The sequence below is a fragment of the Terrisporobacter mayombei genome, assembly GCF_020748465.1.
Taxonomy (GTDB): domain Bacteria; phylum Bacillota; class Clostridia; order Peptostreptococcales; family Peptostreptococcaceae; genus Terrisporobacter; species Terrisporobacter mayombei.
Window position 1 is genome coordinate 39681 of the sequence record NZ_JAHZMP010000003.1, and the last position, 15123, is coordinate 54803.

The following is a 15123-nucleotide window of genomic DNA, read 5'->3' on the forward strand; positions in this document are numbered from 1 at the left end:
TATCTTGTTTTAGAGTTTTTTATTACTTCCGTAAACTGCATTAATAAAAGTATTATTTTATTTACAAGCTTCTTCTACTAAAGCTGTAAATATTTTTTTCATTACTGTATTTTCTTTAGCCATCATTTCTGGATGCCATTGAATACCTATTACAAATTGTTCTCCTTCTTTTTCTATTGCTTCCACAACTCCATCTTTGGCATTAGCACTAACAATATATCCTGGAGCTACTTTATTCACCGCTAAGTGATGGAAACTATTTGCTAGTACTGTAGTTTCATCTAATATTTTATGTAATCTTGTTCCTTCTTTTATTTCTACTGTATGTGTAGCAACATTTGATAAATGTTGTTGGTTATGTTTTATATAGCATCCTTCAATTAAGGATAAATCTTGATATAAACTTCCTCCTTCTGCAACATTTATTATTTGCTCACCTCTACAAATTCCTAAAATAGGCTTATTCATTTCTAAAGCAATTTTTAATAACTTTATATCAAATTCATCTCTTTTAGGTAGAATACCACCTAATTTACTATGTGGCTCTTCTCCATATTGTAATGGATTCACATCGTGTCCACCTGATAATATTAAAGCATCTAAGTTTGATACTTGGCACCTTATAAGATCTTCATTATTTATCATTGGTACTATATAAGGTATTGCATCACAACTTGCTACAGTTTGAACATAATCATTATTTACATAAGCTCTTTCATAACCAGGAAACATTCCACCTTCATCCACAAGTATGCTACCTGATATTCCTATAACTGTTTTTTTCTTCATATAAATTTCTCCATTTCTTTGATATTATAAACTTTTTTACATTCCAATATATTAGCAATTTGTGTGCCAACTTTTTAAAATCATCATAATTTTTTAATTTCATTTTATATTTAGTAATTTCACATTAAAATAGTTCAATTCTTAACAATTCAAAGAAATATTTTTCTTTTTTTATTATCACATATTGTTTTGTATTTACTTTTATTTGAATTTTATATTTAAATAATAAAATAGGTAGATAAATAGGTTTAAAAACAACCTATTTATCTACCTATTTTATTTAGTAATCTTATACCTTTATTAGTTAGTTCACTACCTTTTCTTCCAGCTTCACTTTCTATAATATCAAGTTCCTTTAATGAAGCAAGTATATTTCTAACTTCACCTTCACTAATAACAACTTCCTTCTCTTTTAATCTATTCATTATGCTGCTTCTTCCAGCTGATTTGTTTTCCAAATTAAAATCTCTAATTATATCAATTACTTCTATTATTTTATTCAATCCAAATTTCATTTGTATATTTTTAATATCTTCATCTAGATCATAATTTAAAAGATAATAAGGTAAATTTTCTATTGTTACTTTATTATTTTCTACCATTGTATCTATATACAGTGCTACATTTCTCAACTCTCTAATATTACCCGGCCAATCATATTTATTTAAGATATTTTTTACTTCATCACTTAATTCGCGTTTATTTGGTATAAATGATTGTAATAGCATAAGTATATCTTCTTTTCTATCTTTTAAAGCTGGTATATTAATAGGTAAAACATTTATCCTATAATACAAATCGGATCTAAACTTTTCTTCTTTGACCATCTTGAATAAATCTCTATTGGTTGCAGCTATTATCCTAACATCAATATTTATTATGTTGTTTGATCCAATGCGCATAACCTGTTGTTCTTGTATAACACGAAGTAATTTTGTTTGAACATATACTGGCATATCACCTATTTCATCTAAGAATATTGTCCCATTATTAGCTTGCTCAAATAATCCCTTTTTACCTCCTCTTAATGCACCTGTAAATGAACCTTCTTCATATCCAAACAATTCACTTTCCATTAAGCTTTCTGGCATGGCTGCACAATTTACAGCAATAAAGGGCTGATTAGCTCTTAAAGATTCATTATGTATCGATTGGGCCATTAATTCTTTTCCTGTACCACTTTCTCCAGTAATTAATACAGTATGATCAGACTTTGCAATCCTTTTCGCTAACTTTATAGTATTTTCTAAAATTAGAGACTGGGTTTTAATGTCATCAAAATTATATCTAGCTATTTGTCCACTATATCTTAACTTTTTACTAAGATTTTGCTCTAATTTTTTAATATGAGTGATTTCTTGAATACAAAAATAAGTACCAGTATTTTTACCAAAACTATTTATTTTATATTTGTTTATATTCAAATATTTATTCTTGAACTTAACTACTTCATCCTCAGCTTCTTTTAATTCAAAAATTTTTTTTACTTCTACATTATCTATATCTGTGACTTTCATACCAACTATATATTCATCCATATCTAATATATTTTTTAAGCTTTCATTACATATAGTTATCTCATTTTTATTTGAAATTAATATCATTCCATTTTGAGATAAATTTATTATAGAGTTCAATTCTTCATTTATAATAGTTAAATGCTTATATGTGTTGTTAATTCCAGAGTATAAGCTTATAACTTCATCACAATATTTAATTAGATTTTTTGTAACATCTTTATCTTCAATTTTTAATTTAGTCATTATTTGAATAAATGTTGAACTATCTATATATCTATGCCCTAGATCAATTATATTTTCTATATAATTTGGAACTAAATTTGACTCTCCAGGTGTAACTGCAACTTTAATATTGCTTTGATCTATGTTTTTATTGTACAAAACGAAGTTAAGATGATTTACACCTAAACCATACAAACTTGATATGGTTTCTATTATAGTATGTTCATTATCATTTACAACTAAAACATCCATACCTTCTGGTAACGCAAATAATTTATAAATATCCTTTTGTCTAATACTTCTATTTATTTTTATAATTTTACTAGTATCATCTACATACTCTTTTACTTTTACAACCCTATCATTAATCATAACAAGTATTACATCGTCATCTATTAAATGATTTTTTTCAAGATTTTTAAACTGATAATTATTTATTTTTACTTTTTCACCAAATATTAATCTAATATTTTCATTTAAAAATATTTCTAGTTTTGTTACTCCATCTGTAACTATTCCTATTGTTTTCATCTTTTCCCCCAGCTATTAATATATTTTTAGCTAGATTTAATTTTATCATAAATTTATAATCTTAAAATTACCTTTTTTATTTTTACTCAAATTATATATTTAATAAATTTTTCTATTTTCCTTGTTTAAGTTCATCAATGCTTAAATTCAAAAGCTCTTTCAATTGTTTTCTTCTTTCCACAACATCATCTGCATTATTTATTATAATCTGCCTAGTTTCACCCAGTAAATTTACATACTCTTCATAACTTTCATCATAAACTTCTTCTAATTCTTTTCTTATTTTTGCGGATAAAGAAGGACTTTTTCCACCAGTAGAAACACTTAATAATAAGTCTCCTCTTTTAACAAAAGAAGGTACTGTAAAATTAGATATATCTCCATCATCAACTACATTTACTAATTTCCCATATTCTCTACAATAAGTTCCTATTTGATGATTTACATCTTTATTATTAGTAGCAGCAACTACAACAAAAGCTTCCTTTATATATTTTTCATTATAGCTATCCTTTATAATTTCTATTTCATCTTTTATATTTTCAAACTCTTTTATAAATTCTTCACTTACTGCTACTACTTTTTTGTTAAAAGCAAGAAAGTTTATGCATTTTCTATATGCTACCTTTCCACCACCTATTACAACAATTTTCATATCATCTATTTTTAAATTAATTGGATAATACATAACATCCCCCCCATTCTATAATTATGTAGTTCTAATTATATTTTAATATAATCTTTAATAACTAAAAATACCTTAAAGAAGTTCTATAAACTAACTTTAAGGTATTTTTAGTTTCTACTTTATTGAAAACCTATAACTACTTTCTGGTTTAAAATCATCTTGTTTAACTTCTATTCTATAATTAAATATAGGTCCATCTACTACAAATGTATGATACTCACCATTTTCTCCGCAAGGATCTGAACCAGTAGATTTAATCTTTTCTACCAACTCTTTTGTTAGTGTTTTTCCCAAGAAATCTTCACTCATATAATCTAAGTTTACTTTCTTAATTATAGCTTTAAATCCATTATCTATAGCTTCATGAACAAGTTTTTCTCTATTTTCTTGCCATAAAGGAAATTCATAGTTCAAACCTGTATTTATTGCTCTATCTACGCCCCACTGTTTATGTAATTCAATATCAATATCTCCATATACCACTGAAGTTGCACCCATTTCCTTTGCCACCTTAAGTTTTTCTTCAAACTTAATTTCGTATTCTGAAACATCACATTCTGCATAAATAACAGGTATTTCTAAGCTTTTGCTAACTTGCTCTAGTAAATCATAGTTTAAACCATGAGTCCAAGTTTCACAAGCAGATTTTTTTACAGTAGTTAAAAGGGCTACTGGAATACATCCTTCTTGTATTTTTCTATATAAAGCTAACATACAATCTTTTCCACCACTATATGATAAAACAAATTTATTATTCATAATCTTTCCTCCAATATGTTTTATCACTTATATTAACTAGTTGTTTTTTAACATTTTAGCTATGTCTTTAGCAAAATAAGTGATTATTATTGTAGCTCCTGCTCTTTTTATAGACATAACTGCTTCATAAATAGCACTTTCATTTAGTAATCCTTCTTTAACAGCTAATTTTAACATCGAGTATTCTCCGCTTACGTTATAAGCCGCTATTGGTAAATCAAAGTTATCTTTGAATCTTTGTATTACATCTAAATAAGATAGGGCTGGTTTAACCATTATTATATCAGCACCTTCTTCAACATCTAATTGTCCTTCTATTACTGCTTCATTTGTGTTTGCTGGATCCATTTGATAAGTTTTTCTGTCACCAAATTGAGGTGCAGAGTTTGCAGCTTCTCTAAATGGTCCATAGAATGATGAAGCATACTTAGCACTATAAGCCATTATAGCCACATTTTCAAATCCATTATTATCTAAAACTGCCCTTATTGCTTCTATTCTTCCATCCATCATATCAGATGGTGCAACCATGTCAGCTCCAGCCTGTGCATAGCTTAAAGATATTTTTGCAAGGTAGTCTAAAGTTTTGTCATTATGTACATACCCAGTATCAGTTAATATTCCACAGTGACCATGGCTAGTATATTCACACATACATACATCACATATAACATCCATTTCTGGATTTATTTCCTTTATTTTTCTTACTGCTCTTTGAACTCCACCTTCTGGATTAAATGCTTCACTTGCACAACAATCTTTTTTCTCATCATCTGGTACACCAAATAATAATATGTGCTCAATTCCAAGTTCTGTTAATTCATTTATTTCATCATCTAACATATCAACTGAAAAATGATAAACTCCTTCCATTGATGATATTTCTTTTTTTATGTTTTCTCCATCTACTATAAATAATGGATAAATTAAATCTTCCACTTGTAATTTTGTTTCTCTAACTAAATTTCTTATAGCTTTACTACTTCTTAATCTTCTTGGTCTTCTTAACATGTTAGTTCCCCCATTTGCATTTTTTCATTATTTGATATTGCATCTATCATACTGTCAATTGTCGCTACTTCAGCTTCTCTATAAACTTCTAATCCAAAATCCTCTATGGTTTTACTAGTTATTTGACCTATAGATATTATGTTTTTGTTTTTTAGTTTTTTGAGATTTTCTTCACCTATTAAAGTTATAAAGTTTTTAACTGTTGAAGAGCTGGCAAAGGTAATATAATCTACTTGTTCATCTTCTATTACTTCTATGGCAAAATCTTTTTTATCATTATCTATAACTGACTCATAAGTAATAACTTCTTTAATATAACATTTCTCACTTAATTTATTAATTAAGAAATCTCTAGCATTTTTAGCCCTTGGAATTAAAATTTTATCATTTTCATTGATAATATCTTTTAATTCTTCATAAAGTCCTTCAGCCACATATTTTTGTGGAACTATATCTGCGATTATACCTCTTGATTTAATAGCTTTTGCAGTTTCTCCTCCAACAGCACAAATTTTGCTATTACAAAGGACTCTTGAATCATATCCCATTTCATTTAACTTATCAAAGAATATATCCACTGCATTTTTACTACTAAATAGTATATAAGTATAATCTTTTATTTTATTTATTTCTACTTCTAGTTCTTTATTATCCTCAACCTTTTGGATTTTTATAGTTGGGATTTCGATTGGATTTCCGCCCATATCACTAATTTTCTCAGCTAATGCACTACTTTGTGTTCTACATCTAGTAACCACAATATTTTTCCCAAACAATGGCTTTTCCTCGAAAAAATTCAACTTTTCTCTAAGGTTTATAACACTTCCAACTACTATTAAAGTAGGTGGTTTAACATTTTCTTTAATTGCTGCTTCATGAGCATTTTCTAAAGTAGCTGTTACAACTCTTTGATTAGATCTTGTTGCCCAACTAATAAAGGCCACTGGAGTATTTTTATCTTTACCTTCTTTAATTAGGTTTTCGCTTATATTCTTTAAGTTGGCAATTCCCATTAAAAACACTAAGGTACCTTTTACATTCGCTAGAGCATTCCAATTTATTTCCTTTGTTTCTTTCCCATCTTTTCTAGGATGGCCTGTTATAATGTGGAAAGATGAAGCATGGTCTCTGTGAGTTATAGGAATACCTGCATAACATAAACCTCCTATTGGAGAAGTTATTCCTGGAACTACTTCAAAATCAATATTTTCATAACGAAGAAGTTCTGCTTCTTCTCCCCCTCTACCAAATACATAAGGATCTCCACCCTTTAATCTAACAACAATCTTTCCTTCTAATGCCTTATCAGCAATCAATCTGTTTATGTCATCTTGTGGTAATATATGATTACTAGATGCTTTTCCTACATTTATAAATGTACAGTCTTTCTTTGCTTCTTCTAAGTATTTAACGTTAGCTAACCTATCGTAAACTATTACATCTGCATTTCTTATACATTCTATTCCTTTCAGAGTTATAAGTTTATAATCTCCAGGCCCTGCCCCCACTAAGTAAACTTTTCCCTTCATAGTTTTCATACTCCTTAAATTCACTATAACTTGTTGTATTCCTTAAGAACTTCTTCTGCCAAATCAAATCCTATTTTTGCAGAGTCCTTAACACTTCCTTCTATTGATTTTACAACTAGTTTTTTACCTTCTTCATCTCCATAAATACCTGTTAATATTAATTTATCATTATTAATCTCACAATAAGCCCCCATAGGAACATGGCAACTTCCGTTAACTCCTGTTAAGAATCCTCTCTCTGCTGCTACTTGTATTTCTGTTGTTTCATCTTTAATATGAGAAATTATTTCTTCCATATGTAAATCATTTTCTCTTATTTCCAGAGCAAGTGCTCCTTGAGCAGGAGCTGGTATCATTATATTAATAGGTAAATAGGAACTAATACGTTGTTCCAAACCTGCTCTTAATAAGCCTGCTGCTGCTAAAACAATACCATGAAGATTTTCATCTTCTATTTTTCTTATTCTAGTATCTATATTTCCTCTTATAGGTACTATTTCTAAGTCAGGTCTATATTTAAGAAGTTGATATATTCTTCTTTTACTTCCTGTACCAATCCTTGCTCCATGAGGTAAGTCTCCTAATGTTTTGTAGTTTTCCTTTAAAACAAGAATGTCTCTAGGATCTTCTCTTCTTGGCACATTTGCAAATTTTAACCCTTGTGGAAGAATTGATGGCATATCCTTCATACTATGTACAGCCAAATCTATTTCTCTATCTAAAAGTTGTTGCTCAATCTCTTTTGTAAATAACCCCTTATCTCCTATTTTATGCAATGGTAAATGCGTTACTAAATCTCCCTTTGTTTTTATTACCTTGATTTCAAATTCAATGTCTGGATTAGCTTTTTTTAATTCTTCAACTACCCAGTTAGTTTGAATAAGGGCTAATTTACTACCTCGCGTTCCAACTACTATCTTCATATTAATTCTCCTTATTTTATAGGAATTCTGTTTTAATAAGATATTATCTTTTGTTTCTATTTTTATTTACTAATATAGTTGAAAAATATGATATCTTCTCATCAATATGTTCATCTCTTAAATTAGTAAATACTTCTTCTTTATCTTGAGATGAATTACTAACTAGTATAGCATGATCAATTAAATCATGTTTTTTCAGTTTATCTATTACCATATTTATTTTTTTGTAAACTTTCATTAATACTAAACAATCATATTTTTCAAGAGCTTCGTCTATTTTATCCTCTTCCATAGTACATGGTATTACTATTAATGGATCTGTGTCCATTACTAGAGGAAAATTTTGGTTTGATGCTATATTAGAAAATGATGAAATACCTGGTATAGTTTCTACTTCTATATCGTCCATTAATCTTTCCATTACATATACATAAGTGCTGTATATCATAGGATCTCCCAATGTTACAAAACCAACATTTTTGCCTTTTTTAACATCTTCAACTATTTCACCCGATATTGAATTCCATACTTGTATTTTTTCTGTACCATTAAAATTCATAGGAAAATGTCTAGATTTTATTTCTAAGCTTTCTGGTAAATACTCATCAACTATTGATAATGCTAAGCTTTCTCCACCTTTTTTAGATTCTGGTGTATATAATATATCTAAATTTTTTAGTGTATTAACTGCCTTTACTGTTACTAATGAACTATCTCCTGGTCCAGTTCCAATTCCATAAAACTTTGCCATATTAATTTCCTCCAATTATTAAATGCTTACTTCTTCTAGTTCTTTCATACAATCTAGTGCATGGTTAGCAAATTTCTCTTGTATGTAAGGATTTTCTCCAAGTCCTTTTACATGAACTTTTACATTAAATCCTTTATTTTCTAAAATAGTTTTCCATGAATCTTCCTCATCACTGGCCATATCATTTATAGCATGATCACCTGCTACCAACATAAATGGCATTAAGTCTACTGTTTTTACATTTCTTTCTTTTAATAACTTAATTACTTGGTCAATTTCTGGATATCCTTCAACCGTCCCAACATAAGCATTTATTCCATAATCTCTAAACATATACTCTATGGCTGGATAAGACGCATGACTTTCATGTTCTGTACCATGTCCCATAAATACTATGGCTTCATCTATATCCATTTTTTCAATATCTTGTTTTACAGATAAAACAGTTTCTCTATAATCATCTATATAAGTTAATAATGGTCTTCCTAAAGAAATTTTTTCAAATTTATCTTTAAATCCATCTACCATTTCTTTAAGTTTGTTATATTCTTCTCCACATATAATATGAAGGGATTGTACTATTACTTCTTCATAACCTTCATTATAAAGTTTCTCTAAAGCTTCTACTGGATTATCAATTATTAAATTATCTCTTTTCTTTAATTTTTTTATAATCATGCTTGAAGTAAATGCTCTATAAAAATCATATCCTTCAAAGCTCTCTTTTATTTTATTTTCACAAGGCTCTATAGTTTTTTTTCTAGTTTCATGATAGCTAGTACCGAAACTTACTACCAATATAGCTTTTTTCATAACGTCTCTCCCTTATACTAAATCTAAATATTTACTATATTAAATCAATTATATCTTGAATTTTTCCAACAGTATTTGGATAATTCATTTCTTTTCTTTTTATAATAATCACAGAAATATTTAAGTTTTCACAAGCTTTGATTTTTTCTAAAAATCCTCCTGCTACTCCACTTTCTTTTGTAATTACTAAATCAATGTTATATTGTTTGTATGTGGACTCATTCATTTCAACAGAAAAAGGTCCCTTCATAGCTATAATATTGTCTGCATTAAATCCTAATTCTTCACAACTGATTAGCACTTCACTCGTTGGAAGTACCCTAGGAATCAAGTTTTTATTTTTTATTTTTTCTTTATATAGATACAAGTTTTTACTTCCTGTTCCAATAAAAATATTATGACCTATTTTATTGGCTATTTCACAGGCTTCTTCTATGTCATTAACTATGTACTTATTTTTGTAATTTACCTCTTTTATTAAAGACTCTCTTTCAAACCTAATATATTTTATATTTGTAATTTGTGAAGCTTTAATAGCGTTTCTAGATACTTCCACAGCATAAGGATGAGTAGCATCTATTATTTTTGTAATGCAATTTTCATTTATAAAATTAACCATATCTTCTATAGTTAACTTTTTTAATATAATTTTATTTGAACATTTCTTTGCTAAATCCTCTCCATAAGAAGTTGTTACAGAAACTATATAATCAACTTTTTTTTCATTTAACTTATGACATATTTCTATACTGTCTGAAGTTCCACCTAAAACTAGAATCATACTTCGTATCCCCTCGGAGTTATAATTAAGCCATCATGAATATAAGTTGCTTTATTTCCTATGATAACCATAGTAGTCATATCAACTCTTTCAAAATCCATAGTACCAAATGTGCATATGAATTTTTCTTCCTTTTCTCTTCCCACATCTTTTACTATTCCTACTGGAGTTGACTTATCCTTAAATTCTCCCATGATTTCAAAGGCCTTGGCTAAATGTTCACTTCTTCCTTTACTTCTTGGATTGTATAAACAAATAACAAAATCAGCTTCTGCTGCTAATCTTAATCTTTTTTCTATAACTTCCCAAGGGGTCATCAAATCACTTAAGCTTATATGACAAAAATCATGCATTATAGGTGCTCCAAGTACTGCTGCAGCGCCTATGCTTGCTGTAACACCTGGTACAATTTTGACTTTTATATCAACATTTTCTTTTGTTACTAACTCTAGTATAAGTCCTGCCATTCCATATATTCCAGCATCTCCACTACTTATAACAGCAACTTTTTTACCTGTTTTTGCAATTTCTAAAGCTTGCTTACATCTTTCTATTTCTTTTCTCATTCCATTTTGCACAATTTCTTTATCTGCAATAAATTCTGTTACTAAATCAATGTAAGTTTTATATCCTACTATAACTTCAGCATCTTCTATTGCATTTATTGCTTCCATAGTCATCAAGTTTTTGCATCCTGGTCCAATACCTACAACATATATCATATATTAACTCTCCCTACTGAAAATGTAATTCCATTGTATTTATGTTTTTCTATTATTAAATTTCCATTACTTAATAAGTGCGTCACAGGTTCTGCCACAGAGTGAACACCCACATTTTGTTTTACCCACTCTGACTTGTCATATAAATGCTCTACCTTTGATATTTCATCAGCTGTAAATGTTTTAAAAGGAACATTTAAATATTCACTTAAATTTATCAAGGCTCCTTCATTCTTTTTAATATCTATACTTCCTATCTCTTTTACTGCATTTATATCAATATTTTGCTTATGTAAAAAATCAGATAATGAATTTATCATATATTCTTTATCAATATTTTTTCTACATCCAATACCAATTACAATATTTTTAGGCACAACTTTAAGAATGTTATTATTTATCAAGTTAAGATTTTTCTTATTACTTATTACTACTACTTCATCTAATTTATTTATTTCATCCTGTTTACATATATTAAATCCTCTAGTATCTATGTTGTAATCTCCATCTATAAAAAGATTAACAACTTCATTGTTAACTAACATAGAATTTATTTTTAGTACTTTATTTCTAAAGTCGTAAATATGAGCATTCAGTTTTTTTGCAATCATATCTAATGATGATTTGTTGTTAACATCTGTAGCCGTAGTTATAACTGGATTTGAATTTAATAAATTACCTATATATAAAGTCATTTCATTGGCTCCGCCCATATGCCCGCTAAGCAAACTTATAATGTTTTTTCCTTTTTCATCGCTGACTAAAATAGCAGGATCCATAAATTTATCTTCTATCAACGGTGCTATAGTTCTTACTACAATTCCGCATGCCATTATAAATATAATGTAGTCATATTCACCAAAAATTTCTGGCACAAATTCCTTCAATTTTTTGTTTACATAAATAACATTATATTCCTCTTTAACATCATCTTTTTTTACATAGTATAAATGAGCAGTAGACATATTTCTTTTTATTTTTAATCCAAGCTCTTTCCCATTTTTAGTAATGGATAATATGGCAATTTTCTTATCCTCTGTATTCATGAACAAAGTCCTTATCATATAATTTTGAATTATTATATTCTTTTCCTAAAAATTCTCCTACCATTATTAATGCTGTTTTTCTTATATCAGCTTCTTTTACTTTTGTTGCTATGTCTTTTAACGTTCCCTTTACTACTTTTTCATCTGGCCAAGTTGCCTTATATACAACAGCTATTGGTGTTGTTTTATCATATCCACCATCAATTAGTTTTTCTACAACTTTTTCTATTTCTTGAACAGAAAGGAATATTACCATTGATGTTTGGTGAGCTGCAAAAGATTCTATTGATTCCTTCAGTGGCACCGGAGTTCTTCCTTCCATTCTTGTTATTACCACTGATTGAGATATTTCTGGAACTGTATATTCCACACCTAAAGCTGATGATGCTCCAAGGAAAGAACTAACCCCTGGTGTACAATCATAATCAATGTTCAATTTTGCTAAATCTTCAACTTGCTCTCTTATTGAACCGTATATTGAGAAGTCTCCTGTTTGAAGTCTAACAACTGATTTTCCTTCTTTAATTCCTTTTTCCATAACTTCTATTATTTCTTGTAAGTTCATATATGCGCTGTCATGAATTTCGCATCCTTCTTTACAATAATCTAAAAGCGCTGGGTTAACTAATGATCCGGCATATATTACCACATCTGCATTAGATAATAATTTATATCCTTTTAATGTTATTAACTCTTTGTCTCCTGGTCCTGCTCCAACAAAATGTACTTTATTCATGTTCATCTTCTTCCCCTTTTTCGCATGATATTATGTAAATAGGATTATGAGGCTTAAAATAATCTCTTCCTCCTAATTTTTCTAGCTTGCTTATATTTAGTAGTGATACATCTATATTTTTAAAATTATGTTTTTTTAATAGATTCGTTGTGTCATAAAAATTATCAATTAATATAAAGTTAGCTACTAACCTTCCTCCTGGTATTAATAAACCTTTTGACCATTTTATTATTTCTTCCAGGTTATTTCCTGTTCCACCTAGAAAAATTCCATCAGCTTTTTCATTTATTTCAATAGGAGCATAAGCCTGTATAACTTTTATATTTGATAAATTAAATTTTTCCACATTCTTGTTTATTAAATCTATAGCTTCATCGTTTCTTTCAATAGCTATAACATTTAAATTATCATAAGTTTTGGCTGCTTCAATGGAAACACTTCCTGTTCCTGCACCCACATCTATAAAAGTTCTGGCTTTTTTTAAGTCTAATTTATTTAATGAGATGGCTCTAACTTCTTCCTTTGTTATAGGAACTTTTCCCCTAATAAATTCATCATTTTTCATCTAGTATCACCACCACATTCATTTCAAATTTTTCAACTTCTAATATTTCTTCAGCTTTTCCTATAGTTATTCTTTCATTGTCATAAGATAAATTTTCTCCTACAACAATAACCTTGTTTAAGTTTCTTTTTTGTATTTCTTTACAAATTTTATGAGGTCCTATTTTATCATCAGTTACCATACATACTTTTTTATGAGATAATATGTAGTCAAAATCAGGTGTTTTTCCATGGCTACTTGTAATATAAATATCGTTCATATCTACAAATATTTTTGAGAAAATATATTGTAATGAACTTATTCCAGATACTATATTTAAATTTTTATGATCTATATTGTTTGATAGATACTTTCCTATACCATATATGGATGGATCTCCTGATGCTATAACGCTTATATTCTTATGTAAATTTTTTTTAATATACTCTAAAACTTCTTTAAGATTAGTGGATAATACTATCTTCTCTCCCTTAAAATCTTCTACAGATTCTAAATTTCTTTTTCCACCAATTAGAATATCTGAAGAATAAATTAATTTTTCTCCCAGTTTAGTTATATAATCAAACTCCCCCGGTCCCAGACCTATTATATTTATCATCTAAAATCCTCCATTAATAAATCTGCATTTTTTGATTTTCCAAGCAGTGATTTATCCATTCTAAACATATAAACTTCTACCTGGATATCTTCATTTAAATATTCCTCAGCTCTTTCTTTACACTTATTACAAAGTACATTGTATATTTCTGTGTACTTACTTTTATCTATTATTTCAACTGCACCTTCTGCTGTTACACATTCATTTATTTCTTTTAGAAAATCTAAATCTGCTCCCATTAAGGCTAAATTTGCAATCATTATTTCATTTCTAGCATCACATACTTTACTATGAGTATTAAAAATTCCTGCAGATATTTTTATAAACTTACCAATGTGACCTGCCATAAGTATTTTCTTAAATCCAAGTCTTTTTGCTTCGTTTAGCATATATCCTATAAAGTTACTCATTCTAACACAGTTACTCATATCAATTTTTAGATAGTATCTTATAAATTCTTCTCCATGGTTTCCTGGAACTAAAATAATTTTATTCACTCCTTGTGCTTTTTTCATTTCAAGTTCTATGGATAAAGATTTTTTCCAACCCTCTTCGCTCATAGGCTCCACAATTCCAGTTGTACCAAGTATAGATATTCCACCAACTATTCCAAGCTTTGAATTAAAAGTTTTCTTTGCTACTTCCTCACCTTTAGGTGCAAAAATAGTTATTTTTAATGATTTGTTATTTAATAAGTTGTTCTTTCCCCCTAAAACTTTTCTTACTTCACTTTTAATCATTTTCATTGGCACTGGATTTATAGCATGCTTCCCAACTTCAACACTTAAACCTTTTTTAGTTACTATTCCTATTCCTACTCCACCAATTACAATAATATCTTCAGCCTCTCTATTTACTAATTCAGCTTTTGCAAATATATCCATAGCATGTGTTGCATCTATATCATCACCGCCGTCTTTTTCTATGGAGCATATTGAATAATTATTTTTAATCTCAACATTTTTAACTTCTAATGTTAGAGGTATCCCCTTTGGCGTGTCTATATTTATACTTCCTATACTCTCTTTAGTCAAAAGCATATGTACAGATGCTTTTGATGCTGCTGCTGCACAAGAACCTGTAGTATATCCTCTCCTGTATTTTTTCCCCTCAATATATACATACTTTTCCATAAACAC

Annotated in this window: 16 protein-coding genes; all 16 read right to left on the reverse strand. The window is 28.5% G+C overall.

The window, feature by feature from the left end:
- Positions 1-57: 57 nt before the first annotated feature.
- Positions 58-789 carry a gamma-glutamyl-gamma-aminobutyrate hydrolase family protein gene (locus tag K0039_RS10885; protein WP_228105098.1) on the reverse strand — a complete coding sequence of 244 codons (732 nt, stop codon included), beginning with the start codon at positions 787-789 and terminating at the stop codon, positions 58-60.
- A 263-nt stretch (positions 790-1052) separates the two neighbouring features.
- Positions 1053-3062: a sigma-54 interaction domain-containing protein gene (locus tag K0039_RS10890; protein ID WP_228105099.1), complete on the reverse strand. Its 2010-nt coding sequence runs from the start codon at positions 3060-3062 to the stop codon at positions 1053-1055.
- Positions 3063-3174: 112 nt separating this feature from the next.
- Positions 3175-3750, reverse strand: a complete 576-nt coding sequence (locus tag K0039_RS10895) for a precorrin-2 dehydrogenase/sirohydrochlorin ferrochelatase family protein (protein WP_228105100.1) — start codon at positions 3748-3750, stop codon at positions 3175-3177.
- A 114-nt stretch (positions 3751-3864) separates the two neighbouring features.
- The gene (locus K0039_RS10900; protein ID WP_228105101.1) at positions 3865-4509 is read right to left on the reverse strand and encodes a Dph6-related ATP pyrophosphatase; all 645 of its coding nucleotides are present in this window, start codon (positions 4507-4509) and stop codon (positions 3865-3867) included.
- A 36-nt stretch (positions 4510-4545) separates the two neighbouring features.
- Positions 4546-5520: a porphobilinogen synthase gene (gene hemB / locus K0039_RS10905; protein WP_228105102.1), complete on the reverse strand. Its 975-nt coding sequence runs from the start codon at positions 5518-5520 to the stop codon at positions 4546-4548.
- Positions 5514-7049, reverse strand: coding sequence for a uroporphyrinogen-III C-methyltransferase (cobA, locus tag K0039_RS10910; RefSeq protein ID WP_228105103.1), 1536 nt, complete (start codon positions 7047-7049; stop codon positions 5514-5516). The genes hemB and cobA overlap by 7 nt, the downstream gene beginning before the upstream one ends.
- Before the next feature lie 23 nt (positions 7050-7072).
- Entirely contained in the window at positions 7073-7972 is a 900-nt protein-coding gene (hemC, locus tag K0039_RS10915) for a hydroxymethylbilane synthase (protein WP_228105104.1), read from the reverse strand.
- Positions 7973-8015: 43 nt separating this feature from the next.
- A complete protein-coding gene (locus K0039_RS10920; RefSeq protein WP_228105105.1) occupies positions 8016-8723 on the reverse strand; it encodes a cobalt-factor II C(20)-methyltransferase in 708 nt (235 codons plus the stop codon).
- An 18-nt stretch (positions 8724-8741) separates the two neighbouring features.
- On the reverse strand, positions 8742-9536 hold the full coding sequence (locus tag K0039_RS10925) for a sirohydrochlorin cobaltochelatase (protein ID WP_228105106.1): 795 nt from the start codon (positions 9534-9536) through the stop codon (positions 8742-8744).
- A gap of 34 nt (positions 9537-9570) precedes the next feature.
- The gene (locus K0039_RS10930) at positions 9571-10317 is read right to left on the reverse strand and encodes a cobalt-precorrin-6A reductase (protein WP_228105107.1); all 747 of its coding nucleotides are present in this window, start codon (positions 10315-10317) and stop codon (positions 9571-9573) included.
- On the reverse strand, positions 10314-11039 hold the full coding sequence (gene cobJ, locus K0039_RS10935; RefSeq protein ID WP_228105108.1) for a precorrin-3B C(17)-methyltransferase: 726 nt from the start codon (positions 11037-11039) through the stop codon (positions 10314-10316). The genes K0039_RS10930 and cobJ overlap by 4 nt, the downstream gene beginning before the upstream one ends.
- Positions 11036-12085 (reverse strand): cobalt-precorrin 5A hydrolase, encoded by a 1050-nt coding sequence (cbiG, locus tag K0039_RS10940; RefSeq protein ID WP_228105109.1) that lies wholly within the window; start codon positions 12083-12085, stop codon positions 11036-11038. The genes cobJ and cbiG overlap by 4 nt, the downstream gene beginning before the upstream one ends.
- The gene (locus K0039_RS10945) at positions 12069-12821 is read right to left on the reverse strand and encodes a cobalt-precorrin-4 methyltransferase (RefSeq protein WP_228105613.1); all 753 of its coding nucleotides are present in this window, start codon (positions 12819-12821) and stop codon (positions 12069-12071) included. Before K0039_RS10945 ends, cbiG begins: the two co-directional genes overlap by 17 nt.
- Complete coding sequence (locus K0039_RS10950) at positions 12814-13386, reverse strand: decarboxylating cobalt-precorrin-6B (C(15))-methyltransferase (protein ID WP_228105110.1); 573 nt, start codon at positions 13384-13386, stop codon at positions 12814-12816. The genes K0039_RS10945 and K0039_RS10950 overlap by 8 nt, the downstream gene beginning before the upstream one ends.
- Positions 13376-13984 carry a cobalt-precorrin-7 (C(5))-methyltransferase gene (locus K0039_RS10955; RefSeq protein WP_228105111.1) on the reverse strand — a complete coding sequence of 203 codons (609 nt, stop codon included), beginning with the start codon at positions 13982-13984 and terminating at the stop codon, positions 13376-13378. The genes K0039_RS10950 and K0039_RS10955 overlap by 11 nt, the downstream gene beginning before the upstream one ends.
- A complete protein-coding gene (gene cbiD / locus K0039_RS10960) occupies positions 13981-15117 on the reverse strand; it encodes a cobalt-precorrin-5B (C(1))-methyltransferase CbiD (protein WP_228105112.1) in 1137 nt (378 codons plus the stop codon). Before cbiD ends, K0039_RS10955 begins: the two co-directional genes overlap by 4 nt.
- Positions 15118-15123 lie beyond the last annotated feature (6 nt).

Bases quoted from the DNA above. Each gene is read 5' to 3' on its own strand.
- K0039_RS10885 (WP_228105098.1), bottom strand. From the start codon at position 789: ATGAAGAAAAAAACAGTTATAGGAATATCAGGTAGCATACTTGTGGAT.
- K0039_RS10890 (WP_228105099.1), bottom strand. From the start codon at position 3,062: ATGAAAACAATAGGAATAGTTACAGATGGAGTAACAAAACTAGAAATA.
- K0039_RS10895 (WP_228105100.1), bottom strand. From the start codon at position 3,750: ATGTATTATCCAATTAATTTAAAAATAGATGATATGAAAATTGTTGTA.
- K0039_RS10900 (WP_228105101.1), bottom strand. From the start codon at position 4,509: ATGAATAATAAATTTGTTTTATCATATAGTGGTGGAAAAGATTGTATG.
- hemB (WP_228105102.1), bottom strand. From the start codon at position 5,520: ATGTTAAGAAGACCAAGAAGATTAAGAAGTAGTAAAGCTATAAGAAAT.
- cobA (WP_228105103.1), bottom strand. From the start codon at position 7,049: ATGAAGGGAAAAGTTTACTTAGTGGGGGCAGGGCCTGGAGATTATAAA.
- hemC (WP_228105104.1), bottom strand. From the start codon at position 7,972: ATGAAGATAGTAGTTGGAACGCGAGGTAGTAAATTAGCCCTTATTCAA.
- K0039_RS10920 (WP_228105105.1), bottom strand. From the start codon at position 8,723: ATGGCAAAGTTTTATGGAATTGGAACTGGACCAGGAGATAGTTCATTA.
- K0039_RS10925 (WP_228105106.1), bottom strand. From the start codon at position 9,536: ATGAAAAAAGCTATATTGGTAGTAAGTTTCGGTACTAGCTATCATGAA.
- K0039_RS10930 (WP_228105107.1), bottom strand. From the start codon at position 10,317: ATGATTCTAGTTTTAGGTGGAACTTCAGACAGTATAGAAATATGTCAT.
- cobJ (WP_228105108.1), bottom strand. From the start codon at position 11,039: ATGATATATGTTGTAGGTATTGGACCAGGATGCAAAAACTTGATGACT.
- cbiG (WP_228105109.1), bottom strand. From the start codon at position 12,085: ATGAATACAGAGGATAAGAAAATTGCCATATTATCCATTACTAAAAAT.
- K0039_RS10945 (WP_228105613.1), bottom strand. From the start codon at position 12,821: ATGAATAAAGTACATTTTGTTGGAGCAGGACCAGGAGACAAAGAGTTA.
- K0039_RS10950 (WP_228105110.1), bottom strand. From the start codon at position 13,386: ATGAAAAATGATGAATTTATTAGGGGAAAAGTTCCTATAACAAAGGAA.
- K0039_RS10955 (WP_228105111.1), bottom strand. From the start codon at position 13,984: ATGATAAATATAATAGGTCTGGGACCGGGGGAGTTTGATTATATAACT.
- cbiD (WP_228105112.1), bottom strand. From the start codon at position 15,117: ATGGAAAAGTATGTATATATTGAGGGGAAAAAATACAGGAGAGGATAT.